Raw genomic sequence first — 21,542 nt, forward strand, 5'->3', positions numbered from 1 at the left:
ACTCAAATGATCAGAAAAATCGTTCTGTCGACGGTGGCCATGTGTGCGGTACTGGCAGCTCAGAATGCTGTGGCCGATACACTTGCCACGATTAAAGAGCGGGATAAGCTCGTCGTCGGCGTCAAAAATGATTATGCGCCTTATGGTTATCTAAATGAAAAAGGTGAGATTGTCGGCTTCGAAATCGAGTTGGCAAAATATGTTGCCAAAGAGCTTTTGGGTTCTGAAGACAAGATTGAACTTGTACCGGTTGTAGCTGCAAATCGCATTGAGTTTTTGTCGGCCGGTCGTGTTGATCTTGTGTTCGCGACGCTTGGAATTTCACCAGAGCGTGACCGCGTTATCGACTTCACCACACAGTATGTCTCGGCTGGCGGCCCTTCGGTCATGATGGCAAATGAAGCTAAGATCGACAGCTGGGATCAGTTCAAAGGCCAGCCCGTTTGCGGTATTCAGGGTTCATACTTCAATAAGAAGATGACTGAAGAATTCGGCATGAAGCTGGTTGCTTTCAAAAATCCGCCTGAAGCCTATCGCGCACTCAAGGATAATCGCTGCATCGGTTTTGTTTTTGATGACATCACACTGCGCATGAAGCTGCGTGAAGCAGACTGGGCCGGCTACAAAATCGCTGTTCAGCCTTATGAGTTTGCGCCAATGGGTGGCGGCATTCGTGAAGGCGACGTGGCTTTCAAGGAAGTCGTCGACAAAGCCATTCACAAAGCGGAAGCTGAAGGAAAGCTCATCGAGTGGGAGAAGGAATTTAACATGCCTGCTTCCGATTATATTGCAGAGCGCGCCAAAGCTGCCGCTGCTGCAAACAACTAAGCTCAGCTCGGAGAGGCACTTTTGTTCGGTCTTGATTATTCATGGCTCGGTGATCCGACCTACCAGCATTGGTTAGTGATTGGTGTCCTCAATACCATTCAGCTCGCAGCGATTTCGTCATTCGTTGCGGTCCTGATTGGTATGTTGGGCGCGCTTGGTCTGACCCTGCGTATTTTCTGGCTTGATGCGCTTATCGAGCTTTTTGTCGAAGTGTTTCGTAACACACCGCCTTTGCTGCAAATGCTGTTTGCGTATTTCACGCTGTCGACTTTGGGTTTGAAAGTTGTCGATCCCGCCACGGGGCTTTCGGTTCCGTTACTCAGTGCCTTTTCCTGCGCTGCCATTTCGCTCAGCCTGTTTGGTGGCGCATTGGCTATTGAAGCTTTCCGTTCGGGCATTGAGACAATGCCTCGTTCGATTATCGAAGCATCACGTTCTCTTGGCTATGGCCGGTGGTCGCGGTTCTGGCGTATTGAAGTGCCGATCGCAACGCGCATCTGCCTTCCGGCTCTTACAAACATTCTGAGCAATCTTTTCAAGACGACTTCTCAGGCTTCGGTGATTGCTGTGCCCGAACTGATGTATTACGCCGGGCAGATCTACAACGACAACTTCCGCACGCTCGAAGTTATGGTGCTGGTACTGGCGATCTATGTAAGCCTCGTATCGGTTCTTACCTACGCTATGGCCAAACTTGAAGCATGGATGGCTTTCCCCGGTTACGGCAAGGCAGGTTGATGATGAACAGTGTCATGACATATGAGAATAAGAAGAGAGCTGTTCTTCTTTTCATCGCTCTTGCTGTCGCAACATGGGTCGCTGTCGATGCGCTCTCAGGCGGCGCTGATCAGTGGCGCAGGGTTGTTGCCCGCTTGCCCCTACTTCTGACCGGTTCTGGTTCAGGCTGGCCGATTACTGGCGGTTTTGCCTTAAATATTCTGCTGTCGATTGCGGCTATGGCACTTGCTACAGCTCTAGGGACCGCTATGGGTCTAGCAACGATGGTTAAGAATGCCTCGGTGCGTGTTCCAGCCCTGCTTGTGATGAACTTTCTTCGCAATTCGCCGTGGCTCGTGCTGCTGTTTGCGATGCTTTACGTCATTCCGTTTGAAGTGCGCATTTTCGGGCTTGTCATTCCTTTTCCGACTTTTGTTAAGGCTACAATTGGTCTGGCTTTGCCAACGGCTGCAAACTTTTCAGAAGTTATTCGCGGTGCCGTGCAGTCCATTCATTCTGGTCAGTGGGAAGCAGCACGGTCGCTTGGATACACTCCGATGCAAATCTACCGCTATGTTATTCTTCCGCAGGCGTTCCGGCGCATGATCCCGGGCTGGATGAACCTATATGCCTTGCTGATGATCGCAACTTCACTTGCTACCGTGACAGGTATTCAAGACGTCATCACCATTCTGAACACGTCTATAGCCATGGAGAGCGAGCTCGCACTCGTCTACTTCTACCTTACCGTGCTCTTCCTGTTCTTTGCCTACTGCTATCCGATTGCGCTGTTTGCCCGCCGTCTGGAACGCGCAGTTAAGGGAGAAAATCTATGAACCAGTCTGCCCCCCTTATCGAAATTAAAAACATCCGCAAAGCCTTCGGTAGTTTTGAAGTCCTCAAAGGCATCGATCTGTCGGTTAAAAAAGGCGAGGCCGTCTGCATTATCGGTCCTTCCGGTTCGGGCAAATCAACGATCCTGCGCTGCATCAACGGCCTGATCCCGATTGATAGTGGAACCATCCGCGTTGGACCCCATCAGGTCCATGAATTGAAAACCGAAAAGGCCATGCGTCCGCTTCGTCATGAAGTGGCAATGGTTTTCCAGCAATATAATCTGTTTCCCCATAAGACAGCGTTGGAAAACATCATGATGGCACCAATTCAGGTGCTGGGGCATGATCGTGCCGAGGTCGAAAAGCGTGCGCGCAAACTGCTCGACAAAGTGCGCCTTTCCCATAAGGCGGATAGTTATCCCGGCCAGCTTTCAGGTGGTCAGCAGCAACGTGTAGCCATTGCGCGCGCGCTTGCCATGCAGCCTGAAGTTATTTTGTTTGACGAAGTCACAGCGGCACTTGACCCGGAAACGGTGAAAGATGTGCTTCTGACCATTCGCGAACTGGTGGAAGATGGACTAACCTGTATTCTTGTTACCCATGAAATGAAATTCGCCCGCGAAGTTTCGCACCGCGTCTGTTTCACCGATCATGGAATGATCGTGGAAAGCGGGCCGCCTGCACAGATATTCGATAACCCGCAGGACGCGCGCACGCGCGGATTCCTGGGGCAGGTTCTCTAACTCTCGCATCGCATCTGACATCGCTATATTTCAGAAGGACGAGCCTTCGGGCTTGACGTTCAATGTCCCGTTACGACCATATTTATGCCGAGAACTTCAAGGAAGCACCCTATTGGTGGGAGGCTGCGCAGCCGCAAACCAACCTTGATCCATTGCCAGCACGAGTTGATGTTGTCGTGGTCGGGTCCGGGTATGCCGGGCTGAATGCGGCAACACATCTGGCCCGCTCCGGACGTTCCGTCGTCGTTCTCGATAGTGAGCAACTGGGTGCAGGCTGTTCCACGCGTTCTGGCGGTATGGTTTCAAGCGCGCAGAAGCTTGTGGTCGGTGGTGCAATTAACGGCATCGACCCGGCGCTTGTTTCGCGACTGATCGGCGAAAGCAATGAAAGCTTTGATTATCTCAAGACTCTGATCGAGAGCGAAAATCTTGATGCTGCGCTGACATTGAAGGGGCGTTTCTTCGGTGCCTATACTGCGCGTGATTACGAAACACTGAAACGGCATGGCACGCTTCTCAATGAGAAGACCAGCGTTAAAGTTCACCAGATTTCCCGCGAAGAGCAGCGTTCGATGATCGGATCAGACTATTATCATGGCGGCATGGTGGTGGATGATTACGGCGGTTTGCATCCTGCCATGTTTCACAAAGCCTTGCGGGAGCGTGCGAAGGCTGCCGGAGTAATGTTGCGTTCACATGCGCGCGCCGGACGCGTGGAAGAAGTCGCAAACGGTGAAAAGATCGTTCCGACTGCACGCGGCTCAATCCGGGCCACCAATGTTATTCAGGCAACCAATGGCTATACCGGAAAAGATGCATCTCCTGAGCTGGCCCGACGCCTTGTTCCGGTGAAAAGCTACCAGATCGCAACTGAGCCGCTACCGGCTGATCTGTTGGCTGAGCTTATTCCGAATGGCCGAATGGTTTCGGATACAAGACGTGACCTTATTTACAGCCGTGTTTCGCCTGATGGCACCAGGATGCTTTTCGGCTCACGCCCCGGCGTTTTTGAAATGTCCGAGAAGCAGGCTGCAAAGCGCATTTATGCGCGAATGGTGGCACTCTGGCCGCAACTTGCTGGCGTTAAAATCACCCATTCATGGGTGGGAAGCGTTGCCATGACGGCGGATAAGATTGCGCATATCGGTGAGCGTGACGGTTCGCATTTTGCGGTTGGATGCAACGGGAATGGTGTCGCGTTGATGACCTATCTTGGCTATCAGGTTGCTCGGAAAATTTTGGGTCAGCAGAATATGCCGTCTGCCTTTGACCGCGAGAAATTCATGGCCATTCCGCTTTATTCCGAAAAGCCCTGGTTCCTTCCGGTCTTCACAGGCTGGTATCGCTTGCGTGATTTTATCGACCGCCCAGGTCGGTAAAGCCAATCAGTGAAACATCACATATTTACCATTTAAGTGAGTTCTATAAATGAAGCCGCTTTCTATTCCGGTCGCACCGTTTTTGGGTGATGAAACGCTGCCGAAAGCTGTCGATGTTATCATTATCGGTGGTGGTATTGTTGGGATTACCACAGCGCTCGAACTGGCAGAGCGCGGTATTTCGGTTGCAGTATGCGAAAAAGGCGTGATTGCCGGCGAGCAATCTGCCCGCAACTGGGGATGGACACGCCAGATGGGGCGTGATGAGCGTGAATTGCCGCTTTGCATGCATTCCGTCAAACTGTGGTCGCAGATGAATGCGCGCATTGGTCGTGAAACGGGCTGGCGGCGCACTGGTATCAGCTATCTCTCCTATACGCAGCGCGAACTGAAGGATTGGCTGAATTGGGCCGAGATCGGCAAGCGTCATGGCGTTGATGCCCGCATGCTTACTCCCCCCGAAATTGCCGAAAAAATTCCAGGCAATAATGGCAATCTTCTAGGTGTTTTGCATACCGGTACAGATGGACGTGCTGAGCCATGGATCGCAGTGCCAGCGATGGCGGAATCAGCGCGCGAAAAGGGTGCGCATATTTTCACCCGTTGTGCGGTGCGCGGCGTTGAAACGGCGGCAGGGCGTGTGAGTTCTGTTGTAACGGAGCGCGGTGAAATCCGTTGTCAGGCGGTCGTTCTGGCTGGCGGCATCTGGTCACGCCTGTTTGCAGGAAATGTGGGTATTGATTTCCCGCAGCTTAAAGTGATCGGCCCTGTTGCGCGCGTCGATGGTGTCGAAGGGCTTTCTGACATGCCAGTGGGAGCAGAGGATTTTGCTTATCGCAAGCGCCTTGATGGCAGCTTCACCATTGCGGTGCGCAATTTAAACCTTGCTCCCATTACGCCCGATCATCTGCGGCTTTTTACTGAATTTGCACCGACATATCTGACGACATGGCGCGAACTCAGTCTGCGCTTCAATGCCACCTTCTTTCAGGAACTTGCGACAAAGCGCAAATGGCGGCTGGATGAGCAGACGATCTTCGAGCAATGCCGCGTTATGGATCCGCCGGCAAATTTGGGCTTCACCCGCAACGCTTTACGTAACATGACATTGCGTTTTCCGGGCTTTGCGAAAGCGCGGGTGCTCAATGAATGGTCTGGTGTAATCGATGCAACGCCGGATGCAATTCCGGTTATCAGCCCCGTTCATCACATTCCAGGCTTCCATATCGCATCGGGCTTTTCGGGGCATGGTTTTGGTATTGGGCCGGGAGCAGGACAGCTGATGGCTGATCTGATCACTGGCAGCCCGACGAGCGTCGACAGCAAGGTGTTTGACATCAGTCGGCTGCGTCCGCGTTACGCAAAGAAAAATGCCGCATAACCAGAGGACAGGTTGAAGGCCTAACAACTGAATTATTATTGCCCAAGGAGGAATAGGCATGAGTATACGCAAACAATCGCAGATATTTTCGGATACGCCGCGTGACTATCAGAACTATATTGATGGTGCATTTGTAGCGGCTGGCAGTGAATTGATTGATGTTACTAATCCCGCCACTGGCGCATTGCTGGGCAGGATACCAGAAACAAGCGCTGACGATGTTAATGCGGCGGTGAAGGCTGCACGTGCTGCGCAAGGTGCCTGGGAAAAGCTCCCTGCCATTGAACGTGCGAATTACTTGCGTAAGATTTCTGCCAAGCTGCGTGAGCATCGGGTTGAGCTGGCTGATATTATCGTCAAGGAACAGGGTAAGGTCCGTGGCCTTGCTCAAGTTGAGGTCGACTTTACTGCCGACTACATGGATTATATGGCGGAATGGGCGCGCCGGATCGAAGGCGAAGTACTGACCAGCGACCGTCCGAACGAAACCATGCTTTTGCTGCGCAAGCCGGTTGGTGTGGTTGCAGGCATTCTTCCGTGGAACTTCCCGTTCTTCCTGATCGCACGCAAAATGGCGCCAGCGCTTGTGACCGGCAATACAATTGTTATTAAGCCAAGTGAAGAAACGCCACTGAACGCCTATGTTTTTGCCGAACTTCTGGCTGAAACCGATTTGCCAAAGGGTGTTTTCAATCTGGTTGGTGGTCGTGGACGGGTGGCTGGAGAAGCACTAGCATCCCATCCGGCGGTTGACCTCATCACCTTTACGGGCAGTGTGGCGACAGGCTCGCACATTATGCAAACCGCAGGCAAGAACCTGACAAAGGTCAATCTTGAACTGGGTGGTAAGGCTCCGGCAATCGTGCTGAAGGATGCCGATCTCGATCTAGCCGCCAAAGCGATCTATGACTCGCGCGTTATCAATACGGGTCAGGTCTGTAACTGTGCTGAGCGTGTTTATGTTGAACGCCCGGTTCACGATGCATTTGTTGCGAAGCTCCAGACCATGTTTGAAAATACCCGTTATGGCGACCCATCGGTTGAAGATGATCTGCATATGGGACCGCTTGTTAATCAGGCTGGACTCGATAAGGTCGCTCAGGCTGTGGATACTGCGCGTGCGCAGGGCGCAACGGTTGTGCTTGGTGGCAAGGTTGCTGATCGCGCTTCCGGTTTCCATTACGAGCCGACGCTGATCACGGGTGCTAAAGCAGATATGGACATCATGCGCAAAGAGACCTTTGGTCCGGTGCTGCCGGTTCAGATCGTCGATAGTCTGGATGAGGCAATCGCATTGTCGAATGACTCCGATTACGGTCTGACGTCGTCGATCTACACGCGTGATCTTTCTGCTGCCATGCAGGCTTCGCGTGAACTCAAATTCGGCGAAACCTATATCAATCGCGAAAATTTTGAGGCTATGCAGGGCTTCCATGCTGGTCGACGCAAGTCAGGCATTGGCGGCGCTGACGGAAAGCACGGACTTTACGAATTTACCGTAACGCATGTGGTTTACATTCAAAGCTGAGAACGCCTGAAATTCTGAAACAAGACGGCCCGTGAGTTCAAGCGTCCCGGGCTTTTTACGAAAAGTGGCTGGTTTGATTCAAGGAAAAACCATGGAACAGAAACGGACGATCCTGATCTCCGGTGCTAATCGCGGCATCGGCGCAGCGACTGCGCAAGCATTTTTGAATGCGGGCTGGAACGTGTCTCTCGGCATGAGAACCCCACACATGCCGGATTGGGCGGATGACGCAACCACACAGGTTCATGTCTATGACGCCAGCAAGTCTGAGACAGCAATGCTCTGGGTAGATGCCGCCGTCAAGCGGTTTGGTCGCATAGATGCTGTTGTTGCCAATGCAGGGATTATGGTTCGCAAGTCAGTCATTGATGCAACGGATGACGAATTTGCAACATTGATGGATATCAACGTCAATGGCCCGCGCTTGTTGGTGAAAGCGTGCTGGGATGAACTGGTGAAGACTGGCAGCGGACGGGTTGTGATTGTCGCGTCTCTTTCAGCAAAGCGCGTTAAATCTGCAATTTCCGGTGCTTATTCGGTGTCGAAGTTTGCGGCATTGGGGCTTTCGCATGCCATCCGCCATGCTGGCTTTGACAAAGGTGTGCGCTCGACGGCTGTCTGCCCTGGTTTTGTCGCAACAGATATGGGCACGCCCCTTGCGTCAGCATCCGATGAGTTGACACGCCCTGAAGATGTTGCAAGCTCAATACTGCATATCGTCACCCTGCCCAACAGCGCAAGTGTATCAGAATTCTGGGTTAATAGTCTTTTGGATGATTCCTACTGAACACTTTCTAAAAAAGCATTCCTGTCGCTGACAGCTCAACGGTTTATCGTGCGCTTGCATTATTACAGTGACCAATAATGTCCGTAGCAGAACTCAGCTGGCGACTGCAAAATATGATCGTGCTGTACTTTTTCGTCCGGCATGGAAAGCTACACATAAGTTTGTTGTCAAAAAACTGAAACAACGACAGGTTTAAGAAAATCGACTATTTATAGATAGAAAGTGCAATGGATCACCCGCACAATAGCCGCTCTCTATTTCGACTTCTTGCACGCCGTTAGTCAGCTACCCACCCCATGCAGGTCAATATGAACGCGCGTTTGACGCGACCACATATGGCAAAATTCACCTTTGTCCATATGTTGATTGCATGACTTCTGGACAACAGCTTCGCAGCCGCTCATTTGCCTTGCGCTTCATAATTCGCGAATGCCGACATTGTCATGCGTCACTTTCTCATGTTCGTAACGCTACTTATTTTCGTCCAATTTCTTCATTTGACTTCCTGATATTAGGTTAGTGCCGATAATATTTGACACACTGTTAGCCGCCTCGCGGATTGGGTCGGGCGCGAGGTGCGCATATCGCTGAGTTGTCTGAGACTGGCTGTGGCCGAGCAGCTTTCCAACCAAGTAGAGGCTCTTTCCCGACGACACCGCCATACTTGCAAAATTATGTCTCAGGTCATGGATGCGTAAATCACGCAAATCCGCTTCAGAGCGAATGTCGTCCCAAATCTTCTGGATGCTGAGCGGCCGATCACCGCCCACGGATGAAGGGAAAACCAATGGTGAACCGGCTATCTTAGGAAGCGCCTGGATCAACGCTAACGCGCTTTCACCAAGGTGAAGAACTTTTTGACCCGTTTTGCTATCCGGCAGTTTTGCCAAGCGATGCTCGAAATCAATCCACGACCATTGTAATGTCAATGCTTCGTTCCTTCGACATCCTGTCATCGCGAGAAATCTTATAGCTGCAACGGCAAATATGCTCACTCCATTCTTTTCGGCAGAATCCAATGCTTTACCAAGTCGATCAAGCTCTATAGGCGTGAGATATCGATCATGGGTCTTTAGCTTAAATTGCTTTGTACCCAATGCGGGGTTATCAGAACGATATCCATTCTCGACAGCAAATGATAACATTGAAGACAAAAGACCTAACGTTCGATTTGCAGATCCTTTGCCACCCGTAACTCGAGCTAAACCCCGAGCTTTTGTTTTCACCTTAGCCGCAGTTTTTCCAGTTGCGACGTCGTTGATAAATTTTTGAATGTCGGTTCGACGAATGTCACTCACTTTCACTCTGCCGAACAACGGCACAATGTGCCGAGCCATAAGCCCTTTTTCATTGGCAATGGTTACCGGCTTTTTATGAGCACAGGCCAGTTCCCAGTATAGTTCACCCAATTCTTGAATGGTAATGTCGTTTCGGCGTGATCGTTTAGCTTCATGTGGATCCACGCCTTTAACGATTTCTCCAAGTAATCGTTTGGCCTCGTCGCGAGCTGCATCCGCTGACCAGGGCGCTCCAAACGCTCCGATCGTGAATCGCTTTAAGCTGCCATTCAACCGGGATTGGAGAACAAATATCTTTTTTCCGGCTGGCGTGACTTTGACTCCAAAGCCCTTAATTTCTTCGTCCCAATAGAGGGTATCTTTGCTGGTAGGTACGATTCCGTCGACGGTGCGCTTTGTTAATTTCATTACCTGCCCCTGATTGCTAGCAATCAAATAGCAATCAATTGAACGGGAATTGCAAGGATATATAGTGATGCAAGGGGACCATCATTGTCGCTAACTGTTTGTTTTCATTATCATCAATGATGATAAGGGAAATACAGTGATCAGGCCTACCAATATTCGTAATGATGGGGTCAGCAGTTCGAGTCTGCTAAGCGGCACCATATTTCACCGAAAATTCAATCAGTTAACTATTTCCTTCTTTTAGCGATCGTGTCCGATCTTTTCAAAGTCGCCACCTTGTCGCCACCGTTTGCGAAAACTTACGGCAATGTGTGGCCCGGCGCTACCTTTGGCACAGACCCTACAGTTCCATAGCAATGCCAAATTCGATAAGTGATTATCACTGCACATCAGCGAAAAATTCCAAATGAAAAATATTACCAATTATTTTTTTCGAATGGGAAATTTAAGTTGACGATATGTGCAAAATTGAAATATCAATGGCTCATAAAAATAATAAGGGGCAACAGAATGCGTGCACTTTTAGATAAAATTGATAGGAAGCTTGTTAAGCTTCTGTCAGATGATGCACGCGATGGCGCCAATCAGATTGCTGAACGTCTGGAGCTTAGCCCGCCAACGATCCGCGCGCGCCTCAAAAACCTCATCGAAAATAAGCTTTTCAGGATTGCGGGCGTTGTCAATGTCTCGGAGCGTCCTGAGCTTATCGTTGCTATTTTAGGCATTCATGCCAATGGACATGGACGCCTGAATGAAATTGCCCGGAAGATGTCCGAACTGCCATTTGTGACATCGGTTAGCATCGTAACTGGCCGATACGATCTTTTGTGCGAGGTGCTGTTTGAGGGCGACATGGAAGAACTATACCGGGTGACGAGCGAACTGCTCCCCGGTTTGGCTGAACCCGGTGTCATTCAGGGCAGCGAAACTTTTGTTGTCATGAAAGCCCATAACAAGTGGCTGAGTTTGCCACGCGGCGTATGGGAAGATGAAGAGAGCGACAAACCCGCTCCTTAACCCAAAGACAAAATGACCATTGGAATTGGCCGCCTTGCGCGGACACGGACTACTGTTGCTCAAATGAGGGAGAACTCAAGAAATGATGAAAAAAATCAATGCGCTCATGGCTTCCGCTATGTTTATTGCGCTGATGGGAACTGCGGCACAGACCACGCCTGCTTATGCGGGAACGCTTGACGATATTATTACCCGTGGTGAGTTGCGCGTGGCTGTTCAGACACAGGGCCCTCCTTATTCCTTCATGGACAAGAATGGCAATCGTGCTGGCAGTGCAATCGAGCTGACCGAGCTTATGGCCAAGGAAATGGGCGTTAAGGTCACATATCTTGATTTCGATTGGGATGGCCTCATTCCGGCACTGCTTTCAGGAAAAGCTGATATTCTGGCAGCTGATATGACAGCTACCATGAGCCGCGCAACGAAGGTAGCTTTTACCCAGCCATGGATTCACGTCGGATCAGTCGCTTTCACAGCTGCTGGTGGTGACTTCAAAAGCGTTGAAGACTGCAAAAAGCCAGGAACGACTGTTGCTGTCATTCTCGGATCAACTGCCGAAAAAAACATGCCTAAGTTTTTCCCTGAAGCCACCGTCAAGGCTTTCAAGGGTGGTGGCACCGTGGTGCTTGATGCGGTCGCATCCGGTCAGGCCCAGTGTGGCGTGAATGATAACACAGCAGTTGCTGCACAGGTTCAGAACTACCCAGAAGGTACGTTTGAAGTATTTTCTGAAATGCTCAGCTCAGAACCTCTTGCCTATGCCGTCAGATACGACTCGCAGGATCTGATGATCTGGACAAACCTGTTCCTCGACAACATCAAGCTTGATGGTCGCTTGAAAGAAAACCTCGATTACTGGGTCAATTCAAACAAGTGGCAGGCTGATCACTAATATCAATGAAGGTGCAGGAACCGTTCATCCTGCACCTTCGATCAAAATCCGAATGTTACCGGTGAACCATGTTTGGCAATCTAAACATAAGAGTCATATCGGAATATCTGCCTGAACTCTGGCAGGGTTTTCTGAATACATTGATGTTGTCCGCCGCAGGGTTTACCGGCGCGTTGATCATCGGCATCGTCGCTTGTGCTTTAAGCATTCAGCCTGTGCGCTGGCTGCGCAGGATCGGCATTGCCTATATCGATCTTATCCGCGCGACGCCTCTGCTTGCACAACTCTACTTCCTGTATTTTGGCCTGCCACGTCTTGGCATACTCCTTCCGGAGATGGTGATTGGCATTATAGCTCTTTCACTGAACTCGGGAGCTTATGTGGCTGAGATTATTCGCTCAGGCATTCTCTCTATTCCGCGTGGACAGTTTGAAGCTGCATTAAGCTCCGGCTTAACCTATCTGCAACGGATGAGGCTCGTTGTCCTTCCTCAGGCGGTCAGGCCAACGATTTCACCAATGATCGGTCAGGCAATCGTGCTGGTGAAAGACTCCTCGCTTCTTTCGCTGATTTCCGTTGTTGAACTCACCCGTGTCGGGCAGCAAATCGCGCTTGATCGCTTCATGCCTGTCGAGGGCTTCGCGGTAACTGCCGCTGGATTTCTGCTGATCTACTATCTCCTCAAAGCACTCGCCGGAACATGGTCGCGCTTCAACCGCATGCCGGAAAGATAACAGGGGACGCATATGTTTTGGTTTCAAGTCGAACGCTTGTGGAATTTCTGGCCCATTCTTTTGAAGGGCCTCGCCATGACCGTTTCGCTATCCCTGCTCTCTCTGATCATCGGGGTCATTGTGGGCCTGATATTTGGTGTGTTTCGCGCAAGCCCCAATCGATGGCTGTCGGGCATAACAGGGCTTTATATTGACCTATTTCGCGGCACACCGTTTCTGGTACAGGTCTTCATCTGTTTCTTCATTCTGCCATCAATCGGTATCGAGCTGTCGGCGTTTAACGCCGGAGTGATCGCGCTTTCCAACCTGTCAGCCTGCTTTATCGGCGAAATCATTGCATCCGGCATTAAGGCTGTTCCGCGCGGGCAGACAGAAGCTGCGATTGCATCAGGCTTCACCTATGCGCAACAGCTTCGATTAATTGTCATGCCACAGGCATTACGCATCGTAAGGCCATCTCTGGTGGGACAGTTCATTCTACTGGTGAAGGATTCCTCCGTTGTTTCGGCTATCGGGATTATGGATCTTACACGCTCAGGATGGATGATCGTTCAGAACATCCCCAACGGCCTGCTGGTCTTTGGCGTCGTTGGCATCGGCTACTTCATCGTCTGCTATCCGATGATCTATCTCTCGCGCCGTATAGAGCGCGGCACTCAGTCTCCTATTTTGTAACTGGACAGGTCTAATGATTGAATTTCAGGGTCTGAACAAATGGTTCGGCAGCGCGCTTCACGTGCTTAACAATATTGATCTGACAGTCAGCAAAGGCGAAGTCGTCGTGGTTTGCGGTCCTTCCGGTTCAGGTAAAAGCACGCTGATCCGATGCGTTAATGGACTGGAAGCCTTCCAGTCAGGCAAACTGATCGTCGATGGTATTGATCTCAGCGCGAAGAATGCAGCCTTGCGTGAATTGCGAATGGAAGTCGGCTTTGTCTTCCAGCAATTCAATCTCTACCCCCATAAGACTGCGCTGGAAAATGTAACACTTGCACCTATTCATGTGCGGGGATTATCAAAAGCTGAGGCGGAAAAACGGGGCAAAGAACTGCTGGCTAAAGTCGGCCTCGCTGATCGCATGAACAATTACCCAAGCCAGTTGTCTGGTGGCCAGCAACAGCGTGTGGCTATTGCACGTTCTCTCTGTATGCAGCCACGAATTATGCTGTTTGATGAACCCACCTCCGCACTGGATCCGGAAATGATCAATGAAGTGCTCGATGTTATGGTTAGTCTCGCCAAAGAAGGCATGACGATGATGGTCGTCACCCATGAAATGGGCTTCGCCAGAAGTGTTGCTGATCGTGTTGTCTTCATGGATCGTGGGGCAATCCTTGAAAGCGGTGAGCCAGAGAACTTCTTCAGAAACCCTCAGAATGAGCGCACACGCGACTTCCTGAGTAAAGTTCTCCACCACTGACGCAATCCGGTTCGTCACGCAATTGAGATAGATTGATTATCATGGAGCATCGTCAGAAAAGCGGTGAGCGGCTTTCTGTTGCCATCATTGGCGCTGGAATTGTTGGCTGCAGCACAGCGCTTGCACTGAGCAAAGCTGGCTATAGTGTTATCATATTCAGCAATGAAGAGCCGGGCACCGGAACATCCTATGGTAATGCGGGAGCCATTGTCACAGGGTCAATAACACCGACAGCAACACCCGCTGTTATCAGGTCTTTGCCCAGCTATATGTTCAACCGCAATGCACCAGCAGTCTTGCGGCTTCATCATACAATCGCAGCATTGCCGTGGATAAGGCGCTTCATCACAGCTGGTACAACGAAAGCTGTCGATCGAATTGCAGCAGCAATGCATCCGCTTGTTTCAGAAGCACTGAAAGCGCATCAGGAATTTGCCGCAATTGCCTCAGCAAGCAACATGCTCACGCAAGAAGGCTGGCTGAAAGTCTATAGTGACAGCAAGGATTTCGAAGGTTCGGCTCTTGAGCGTCGGCTTATGAGCCGCCATGGTGTCGTATACACAGTTCTTGATCGTTCAGCACTTCTGGATCTTGAACCTGCACTTGACCCTGCATCCTGTTACAAAGGTCTTTACCAACCAAATGCTGGTAATGTCCGCTTTCCGCAGAAACTCGCTCAAATCTATCTGGAAACGGCTCAGAAGTTTGGTGCGACATTCATTCGTGACACTATTACCTCGGTTCAGCCGTCAGAACACGGCGTGTTGCTGAAATCAGTGTCCCTGAACAAGCGCTTTGATCGTATCGTCATCGCATCGGGTGCATGGTCCACGACACTGACCAAACAGCTCGGTGATCGTGTCTCACTTGAGAGCGAACGCGGATACCACATCAGTTTCGGTCCGGGATCGGAGACATTGTTACGCAGACCGGTTGTCTTACCCGGCAAGGGGTTTGTTCTGTCACCAATGCATGACGGTTTGCGTCTGGTGAGCGGCGATGAACTCGCAGGCCTTAAAGCGCCGCCGAATTACAAACGCATTCGCAGTTTGCTGCCCGAAGCGATCGACGTCGTGCCGGCTCTCAAGTCATGGAAACCCGCCACTGAATGGATGGGGCATCGTCCATCCACCCCCGACACACTGCCCGTCATCGGCAGATCAGGCAAATGCCGGAATGTCATCTACGCTTTTGGCCATGGGCATCTGGGGGTCACCCTTTCTGCAATAACAGCCAGACTCGTCAATGAGCTCATCAGCGAACAAAAGCCAGCTATCGATCTGGCTCCTTATAGTCCCGAGAGATTTTGATACTTCAATGTCCGAATTCCCAATCAATATGAACAATCCAGCGCAGTTCGACGGTCCTCTCCCCGAGGCCGTCGATGTCACTATCATTGGTGGCGGCATAATCGGCGTCATGACAGCCTGGGAACTTCAAAAGCGCGGATTAAAAGTCCTTGTTTGTGAAAAAGGGCGGATCGCCGGCGAACAATCCAGCCGCAACTGGGGCTGGATTCGCCAGCAGGGGCGTGATTACGCAGAGCTGCCGATCATGATGGACGCAATTCATCTCTGGAAAGGTCTGAACGAGAAAATTCGCGAAAAAATCGGCTTTCGTCAGAATGGCATCACCTATCTGGCGCGCAATCAAACAAAGCTTGAAGAATTCACTCGCTGGCTTGAAGGCGCACGCTCCTATGGTATCGACACGCGTATGCTGTCTCAGGGTGAAGTCAGAACTATGGTGCCGGACAGTATGGCTTGGATGGGGGGAATGACTACGCCATCAGATGCAATGGCGGAACCATTTCTGACTGTTCCAACAATTGCTCAGGTTGCAGCAGAAGATGGCGTCCTTATTCGCGAGAACTGTGCGGTTCGGACATTGGATATCACTAATAATCAGGTGCAGGGCGTCGTTACCGAAAAAGGCTATGTAAGATGCGAGCGCGTGCTTGTCGCGGCTGGCGCCTGGAGCACACTGTTCCTGAAACGGCATGACATACGTATCCCACAGCTTTCTGTCGTGTCTTCCGTGATGCAGACCGAACCTATGAACTCGCTGCACGATGGCGCTGCGGGGGATGACCAAATAGCGTTTCGTCGGCGCGCTGATGGTGGATACACATTGACGCCATGGTCCACACATGACTTCTTCATAGGACCAGACGCCTTCAGAAACTTTTGCGCTTATATACCGCAATTGCGTGAAGACTTCACGAGCACACGATTTAAACTTGCTGCTCCGCAAAATTATCCTGACGCATGGCGAACAGCAAGACGATGGTCAAAGAACGATGAGACTCCATTCGAACGGTGCCGGATTCTGAACCCCAAACCGAACCAGAGAGAACTCGACCGTGTGCTGAAACAGTTCACAAAGGCGTTCCCTCAAACAAACAAGCCGCGTATCATAAGAAGCTGGGCTGGTATGATCGATACAATGCCTGATGCCTTACCGGTCGTTGATAACGCGCCAATTAGCGGCTTAACAATCGCAACCGGAATGAGTGGCCACGGATTTGGGATTGGTCCCGGAATAGCACGTGTTGTTGCAGACCTGATAGAGTTGCGCCAACCCGTTCACGAAATAGATAGTTTTGCATTAGTCAGGTTTTAGAACTGAATAATTTGCTGAAAGTTTCGACACTGTCAAATGATAACGAATTAAAATACATGAACTATCTCCTTAATAGTCCAAGTCTTCGTCCGCACCCCCGAACCGCCGAATATCTCAACCGTCTCGACTTCGTTATTCTCGACGAGCTGGGTTACTTGCCATTCGCTCAGGCAGGCGGACAATTGCTGTTCCAGCTTATAAGCAAGCTCTACGAGCGAACCTCGATTATGGTTACGACCAATTTGGCGTTCGACGAGTAGCCCACTGTCTTTGGTGATGCCAAAATGACAACTGCAATCCTTGATCGGCTAACGCACCATTGTAAAATCGTAGAGACAGGCAACAATTCATGGCGCTTTAACAACCGCTCTCAAGGCTAAAGCCGAAAGAGCTAATCACCCGCACTTGGCCTACCCTTTGCAACCCCGGCCAGCGTCGGGCAGGCCAAGTGCTAATCCGTAATCAGGGGGGGTAATATTGGATAAGTAAAAGGGGGGAATATTCCGTTCCGATTGACATCGCAGGATAATTGCGTCAACAGATCAGCCACCTTTTAACCTGTGAAAAATTTGCGACACAGCCGGCTCCGCTACAACGATTGCTGCAAACTCCGTATCATCTTCGGGCGAAGGCAGCAAAAGCTTGCCCTGACGTACCAGCGTGCGCCATGAAAACAGATAATTGCACGAACGCCATAACGATCCGCAACTTCCTGAACGCTCAAGCCGGGGCGCAAGCTTTCCGCAACAATCCGAGCTTTTATATCAGCTGGCCAATGGCCATGACTGTCACGCTTACTCTTATCGGTTGAGAGAAACTCCGTTCGAGGCTTCATGGAGAAGCTACGTTCTGTTCATTCGCTAACTCTCAATGACAGAACATAAAATCAAACAGAATGTGGGGCCAGAACACCGGTTACCGCCTTATTCTTCTTGTTACCATCCATCTTGAAGTACCGATTCCAGTGTATCCGCGAAGTAATCAGCACTTTCCTGTGTGAGACAAAGAGGGGGTTTGATCTTGAAAATGTTCAGATGATCACCTGTCGGTTGCATGATGATGCCAAGTTCGAGCAGTCGATCACATAGAGCCAACGTTTCTTCGGTAGCAGGCTCCAACGAAACATGATCCCTGACAAATTCCAACCCCATGTAAAGCCCCATGCCATGAACAGCACCTATCAAGGAATATTGCTGTCTGAGACCTTCCAGACGCCCCTTGAGATGGTCGCCGACCTTACGTGCATTGGCTTGAAGTTGTTCATCTTCCATAATGTCGAGGACAGTATTTCCAACGACTGACGAGACTGGACTGCCTCCGGCAGAGGAAAAGAAATAGCCTTCCTTTTCCAGCGTATCAGCAATTTCCTTGCGCGTAATCACTGCGCCAAGGGGGTGTCCATTGCCCATGCCTTTTGCAATAGTGATGACGTCCGGCACGACCTGCTGTTGCTCAAAGCCCCAGAAATGGTGGCCCGTACGGCCGTAACCAACCTGCACTTCATCAGCGATGCAAAGCCCGCCTCGTGATCTGATTTCCTGATAGACCCTCTTCAGATAGCCGGTGGGAAGTGGAATTCCGCCCGCATTGCCGTAAATCGGTTCACAGATAAAACCTGCAAGCCCCTCGCCTTTCGCATCAAGCTCCGAGAGTTTGTCGAGAACAGTTCCGACATATTGTTCGGGAGTCATATGTCCGCGATAGGTATTCGGGGAAACGACTGGATGCACCCATGAAGGACGCGTTCCAAGCGCATTCGGATTATCAGCGGTTGAAGTGGATACCGCATCACTTCCCACGGTCCAGCCGTGATAGGCTTCCAGCAGCGAGACAATATTACGATGACCATTCCAGGCCCATGCCAGTCTTAGGGCCAGGTCGTTTGCCTCGGAACCACTATTGACTAGAAAAACTGTGTCCAGCCCTTCAGGTGCCAGTGCGGCAAGCCGTTCTGAAAAATCAGCCACTTCTGAATAGTGGAAGCGTGAATTGGTATTGAGTTTCAACCACTGCCTATAAACATTTTCAGCAAGGCGCGGATGACCATGACCGATAGTGGTCACGTTATTGACCATATCGAGATACGCGCGTCCCTCCGTATCGAACAAATGCTCTTTCCAGCCACGCTCAATTTGCGGAGGGTTTTCGTAATAATGCTTCTGCGTACCGGCAAGACTTTTGTAGCGTTTCTCAAGCAGTAACGCGGATTCCTTTGAAGATGCGTCGATGGGTAAGCCAAGAAACCCTGCGGGAGATGGGCAAAGTTCAGACCATGCAGCAGCCTGCGATGGTTTGGCGAATTGCGGCAGCGCATCAGACACAGTTTCGAACTGCTGAACGTAAATGATGCCCAAGCCGTCCTGATCATTGCGAGCCACACCGAGCACATCACCCGAAGATAGCGAGTGCGCTAATCCATCACGTATGTCCAAACCGCTCAAATGTAGATTGCTCTCACCATTTCGCAAAATGAGAGACCCATCAGCAAAATCCGCACTCCCATCGAAAGGCGCAACAATCTCCGTTCCTGCGGGAACACAAACTGCAATATGCAGTGCGAAGCTTTCTGGTTCAGTGCGGCTGTTAATCCGGGTGCGTGTTAATCGATACTCACCATATCTCGTCAGGCTACATCCCGCTTTACGAGCGGCATCAAGCAAAATTTGCTGTTCTATATTGCTGGAATTCCAGTTTCCAGCCACGAAGGCGGAACTATCAATCGAAAGATCGACCAGCGCTGCAGATATTAAATCGATACTCGGAATGATAGATTTCTTTTTGGCGTGGCGCTTGGCCTCTACATCAATATCCAGCGAGAGGAATATTGCCTTTTCCATCAATTCGAATGACACTGAAGTCGCTGTCTCGAAGATAATCCGTTCATGTGCAGCATTGGCCGCTGCATAATCATTACCCGGATCAAGTCTAAGTTGTTGATGCGATGCTGCAAACAACACACAGGCACGCGCGACAATCAAAGGCCAAAGGGCGACAAGCTCTTCTTTCTCCAACGGACAGACGGCATGAAACGCCTTCACAGCTGGAAGAATTGAGAAAGAGTCTCTGCCTCCATGATGCAGCAACGATGCGCATGTTGTCGCCAGCTCGGCAATCAGCCAGCTTTTGGTCATATCCCCAAAATCAATGACCGCATATGGCAAGAAAGACCCCGAGAGCTCTCTACGGCCAACAACATTATCATCCGTGATGTCATGGTGGATAACCTGAACACGTAAACCCGCCTTTATAGGGTCAAGCCGCTTTCGTACTTGCTCCATCGCTGCAAAAATGGGGGCGGCAACCGAGCTGAGATCACTATCCTGCAGCAAGAAAGGTATCGTCGCTTCAGCATAAGCCAGATCCCACGGTGATTTTTTCACAGCGCCTGGATGCAAAAAATCTGCCAAAGCGTACGCGACATTGCCTGCAAGGGTACCAAGCGCTTCAATCGCAGTACCGTTCAAATATTTGCGCGCCGTCAGCGTTTCACCTTCGATAAAGCTCAGCAGACGAACATGATAATTTTCCGCTCCAACGGTGGCAGCACCTATGAACTCGCCGTTTTGACAAGGAATGACCTTGGGAATAACAAATGAACTATCGAAGCCATCGCCCTGCTTTGAAGCGAGTTGCTGCAAAATCGCATTCTGTGCCTCGAGTTCAACGCGCGGATATTCGCTGCGGCTGATTTTGAGGACATAGCTTTCACCAGCAATGCCAACCTTAAAGTTCCGGTCCTGCTGACTGCCAAGCTCGCGCAACTCGCCCTCCAGCCCGTAAACTGAGCCAAGAATATCGGCAGCGTCCTCAATTGTAAGGCTCGGACGAGGCAACTCAGCTTTCGAAAAAAGGGACATTTCAGACATATAGCTTTCCAATAGAAATGGTCGACAGAGCGAGATATATGATGCGCTTTCTTTATGGCGTATCGATATTTGGCCACAACTCATCGGGTATTATATCGAGCGTAGTAGCGTTCAATGCGGGACTGAATAAACTCGAACGAGATGGAGAGCATCCAGTAGATCATGGAAGCAGTGATCAGCATTTCGATATGTTTGAACTCGGTCTGGCCCTGCGTTCTTGCAACATACATCAACTCCCAAACACCGATCACCGAAACAAGAGAAGAGTCCTTCAACATCGCAATAAACTGGTTGCCTGTTGGCGGAATGATGATCCGCATGGCTTGCGGCAGAATGACAAGCCACATCGTCTGCGCCGACCCAAGACCAAGTGCCGTGGCACCTTCCTTCTGTCCACGTGGAATACTTTCAATCCCTGCACGGAAAATTTCAGTCATATAGGCGCCATAGCAGAGCGAAAGCGCGAGAATGCCCGCAGGGATCGCACCGATCACATAACCAATCTGTGGCAAGCCAAGATAGATAATATAGATCTGCATCAGGAGCGGCAGGCCGCGAAAAAGCGACGTGTAGAACGTTGAAAGCCCGTAAATAACACCATTCTGCGATAGTTTGGCAATTGCACCAATAAGCGCAATAATCGTCGCGATCACGATGGAAATCGCGGAAATATAGAGTGTTGTTACGGTTCCCTGTGTGATCAGAAAACCGATCTTACGGGCGATAAACGAGAACGACAGATCAAACGAGTAAAAGAAAAGCATCAGCAAGACAAAGAGTTCAGCCCATACCGCGACAACCTGCTGATTTCTCGATAGTCGCTTCAGCAGCTTCCAGTTCAGAAACAGGATCACAGAGATGGAAAAGGCTGACAGAATCCTCGCAACAGCAGAGTTTTCCTTCACCCAGTCGGCAAGTGGGGGTACTGTTGTTCCCAGCCAATGTGCATTAATGCCAATTGAATAGAGCGCCACCATAGTGATTGCGAACAGCACAAAGCCACCAAGCCTACGCGCTGCATCGGGATAGTTGAGAATGAATCGCCCAAGCATGAACGGTCTCCTTCAATTCGGTGTGCACCCTGTG

The 21,542-nt window shown here is 50.6% G+C and carries 19 protein-coding genes and 1 pseudogene; 17 read left to right on the forward strand and 3 right to left on the reverse strand.

Features of this window, described 5'->3' with window-relative positions:
- Positions 1-6 precede the first annotated feature (6 nt).
- From ABE527_RS17855 to ABE527_RS17890, 8 genes are all read left to right on the forward strand, one after another.
- Positions 7-828 carry a transporter substrate-binding domain-containing protein gene (locus tag ABE527_RS17855; protein WP_499697773.1) on the forward strand — a complete coding sequence of 274 codons (822 nt, stop codon included), beginning with the start codon at positions 7-9 and terminating at the stop codon, positions 826-828.
- A gap of 21 nt (positions 829-849) precedes the next feature.
- The gene (locus ABE527_RS17860; RefSeq protein WP_499697774.1) at positions 850-1,566 is read left to right on the forward strand and encodes an amino acid ABC transporter permease; all 717 of its coding nucleotides are present in this window, start codon (positions 850-852) and stop codon (positions 1,564-1,566) included.
- Positions 1,567-1,580: 14 nt separating this feature from the next.
- On the forward strand, positions 1,581-2,381 hold the full coding sequence (locus tag ABE527_RS17865) for an amino acid ABC transporter permease (RefSeq protein WP_499697775.1): 801 nt from the start codon (positions 1,581-1,583) through the stop codon (positions 2,379-2,381).
- Entirely contained in the window at positions 2,378-3,124 is a 747-nt protein-coding gene (locus ABE527_RS17870) for an amino acid ABC transporter ATP-binding protein (RefSeq protein ID WP_499697776.1), read from the forward strand. Before ABE527_RS17865 ends, ABE527_RS17870 begins: the two co-directional genes overlap by 4 nt.
- Positions 3,125-3,186: 62 nt before the next feature.
- Positions 3,187-4,503: an NAD(P)/FAD-dependent oxidoreductase gene (locus ABE527_RS17875; protein WP_499697777.1), complete on the forward strand. Its 1,317-nt coding sequence runs from the start codon at positions 3,187-3,189 to the stop codon at positions 4,501-4,503.
- Between the two features lie 49 nt (positions 4,504-4,552).
- On the forward strand, positions 4,553-5,884 hold the full coding sequence (locus tag ABE527_RS17880) for an NAD(P)/FAD-dependent oxidoreductase (protein ID WP_499697778.1): 1,332 nt from the start codon (positions 4,553-4,555) through the stop codon (positions 5,882-5,884).
- A gap of 58 nt (positions 5,885-5,942) precedes the next feature.
- On the forward strand, positions 5,943-7,412 hold the full coding sequence (gene aldA / locus ABE527_RS17885; protein ID WP_499697779.1) for an aldehyde dehydrogenase: 1,470 nt from the start codon (positions 5,943-5,945) through the stop codon (positions 7,410-7,412).
- Positions 7,413-7,503: 91 nt separating this feature from the next.
- Positions 7,504-8,199, forward strand: coding sequence for an SDR family NAD(P)-dependent oxidoreductase (locus tag ABE527_RS17890; protein ID WP_499697780.1), 696 nt, complete (start codon positions 7,504-7,506; stop codon positions 8,197-8,199).
- A gap of 470 nt (positions 8,200-8,669) precedes the next feature.
- Here the strand turns inward: ABE527_RS17890 and ABE527_RS17895 are convergent, their stop codons facing one another.
- Positions 8,670-9,905: a tyrosine-type recombinase/integrase gene (locus tag ABE527_RS17895; RefSeq protein WP_499697781.1), complete on the reverse strand. Its 1,236-nt coding sequence runs from the start codon at positions 9,903-9,905 to the stop codon at positions 8,670-8,672.
- 510 nt (positions 9,906-10,415) lie between these two features.
- Here ABE527_RS17895 and ABE527_RS17900 point away from each other — a divergent pair.
- The 9 genes and pseudogenes from ABE527_RS17900 to ABE527_RS17940 all read left to right on the forward strand — a co-directional run bounded on the left by ABE527_RS17900 (position 10,416) and on the right by ABE527_RS17940 (position 17,401).
- Positions 10,416-10,922, forward strand: a complete 507-nt coding sequence (locus tag ABE527_RS17900) for an Lrp/AsnC family transcriptional regulator (RefSeq protein WP_313830578.1) — start codon at positions 10,416-10,418, stop codon at positions 10,920-10,922.
- Positions 10,923-11,004: 82 nt separating this feature from the next.
- The gene (locus ABE527_RS17905) at positions 11,005-11,814 is read left to right on the forward strand and encodes an ABC transporter substrate-binding protein (RefSeq protein ID WP_499697782.1); all 810 of its coding nucleotides are present in this window, start codon (positions 11,005-11,007) and stop codon (positions 11,812-11,814) included.
- A 68-nt stretch (positions 11,815-11,882) separates the two neighbouring features.
- Positions 11,883-12,548, forward strand: coding sequence for an amino acid ABC transporter permease (locus ABE527_RS17910; RefSeq protein ID WP_499697783.1), 666 nt, complete (start codon positions 11,883-11,885; stop codon positions 12,546-12,548).
- Positions 12,549-12,560: 12 nt separating this feature from the next.
- The gene (locus tag ABE527_RS17915; protein WP_499697784.1) at positions 12,561-13,223 is read left to right on the forward strand and encodes an amino acid ABC transporter permease; all 663 of its coding nucleotides are present in this window, start codon (positions 12,561-12,563) and stop codon (positions 13,221-13,223) included.
- 13 nt (positions 13,224-13,236) lie between these two features.
- A complete protein-coding gene (locus ABE527_RS17920; protein WP_339512488.1) occupies positions 13,237-13,968 on the forward strand; it encodes an amino acid ABC transporter ATP-binding protein in 732 nt (243 codons plus the stop codon).
- Positions 13,969-14,009: 41 nt separating this feature from the next.
- On the forward strand, positions 14,010-15,278 hold the full coding sequence (locus ABE527_RS17925) for an NAD(P)/FAD-dependent oxidoreductase (protein ID WP_499697785.1): 1,269 nt from the start codon (positions 14,010-14,012) through the stop codon (positions 15,276-15,278).
- Positions 15,279-15,285: 7 nt separating this feature from the next.
- Positions 15,286-16,590: an NAD(P)/FAD-dependent oxidoreductase gene (locus ABE527_RS17930; RefSeq protein WP_499697786.1), complete on the forward strand. Its 1,305-nt coding sequence runs from the start codon at positions 15,286-15,288 to the stop codon at positions 16,588-16,590.
- Positions 16,591-16,688: 98 nt separating this feature from the next.
- A pseudogene (locus tag ABE527_RS17935) lies at positions 16,689-16,970 on the forward strand (ATP-binding protein); the annotation flags it as partial.
- Positions 16,971-17,257: 287 nt separating this feature from the next.
- On the forward strand, positions 17,258-17,401 hold the full coding sequence (locus ABE527_RS17940; RefSeq protein ID WP_499695349.1) for a hypothetical protein: 144 nt from the start codon (positions 17,258-17,260) through the stop codon (positions 17,399-17,401).
- 124 nt (positions 17,402-17,525) lie between these two features.
- On the opposite strand, the gene ABE527_RS17945 is transcribed toward ABE527_RS17940, so the two are convergent.
- Positions 17,526-20,456 carry an aminotransferase gene (locus tag ABE527_RS17945; protein WP_499697787.1) on the reverse strand — a complete coding sequence of 977 codons (2,931 nt, stop codon included), beginning with the start codon at positions 20,454-20,456 and terminating at the stop codon, positions 17,526-17,528.
- Positions 20,457-20,536: 80 nt separating this feature from the next.
- Positions 20,537-21,508 carry an amino acid ABC transporter permease gene (locus ABE527_RS17950; RefSeq protein ID WP_499695347.1) on the reverse strand — a complete coding sequence of 324 codons (972 nt, stop codon included), beginning with the start codon at positions 21,506-21,508 and terminating at the stop codon, positions 20,537-20,539.
- Positions 21,509-21,542 lie beyond the last annotated feature (34 nt).

This window comes from Brucella sp. TWI432 (genome assembly GCF_039674445.1).
GTDB lineage: Bacteria > Pseudomonadota > Alphaproteobacteria > Rhizobiales > Rhizobiaceae > Brucella > Brucella chromiisoli.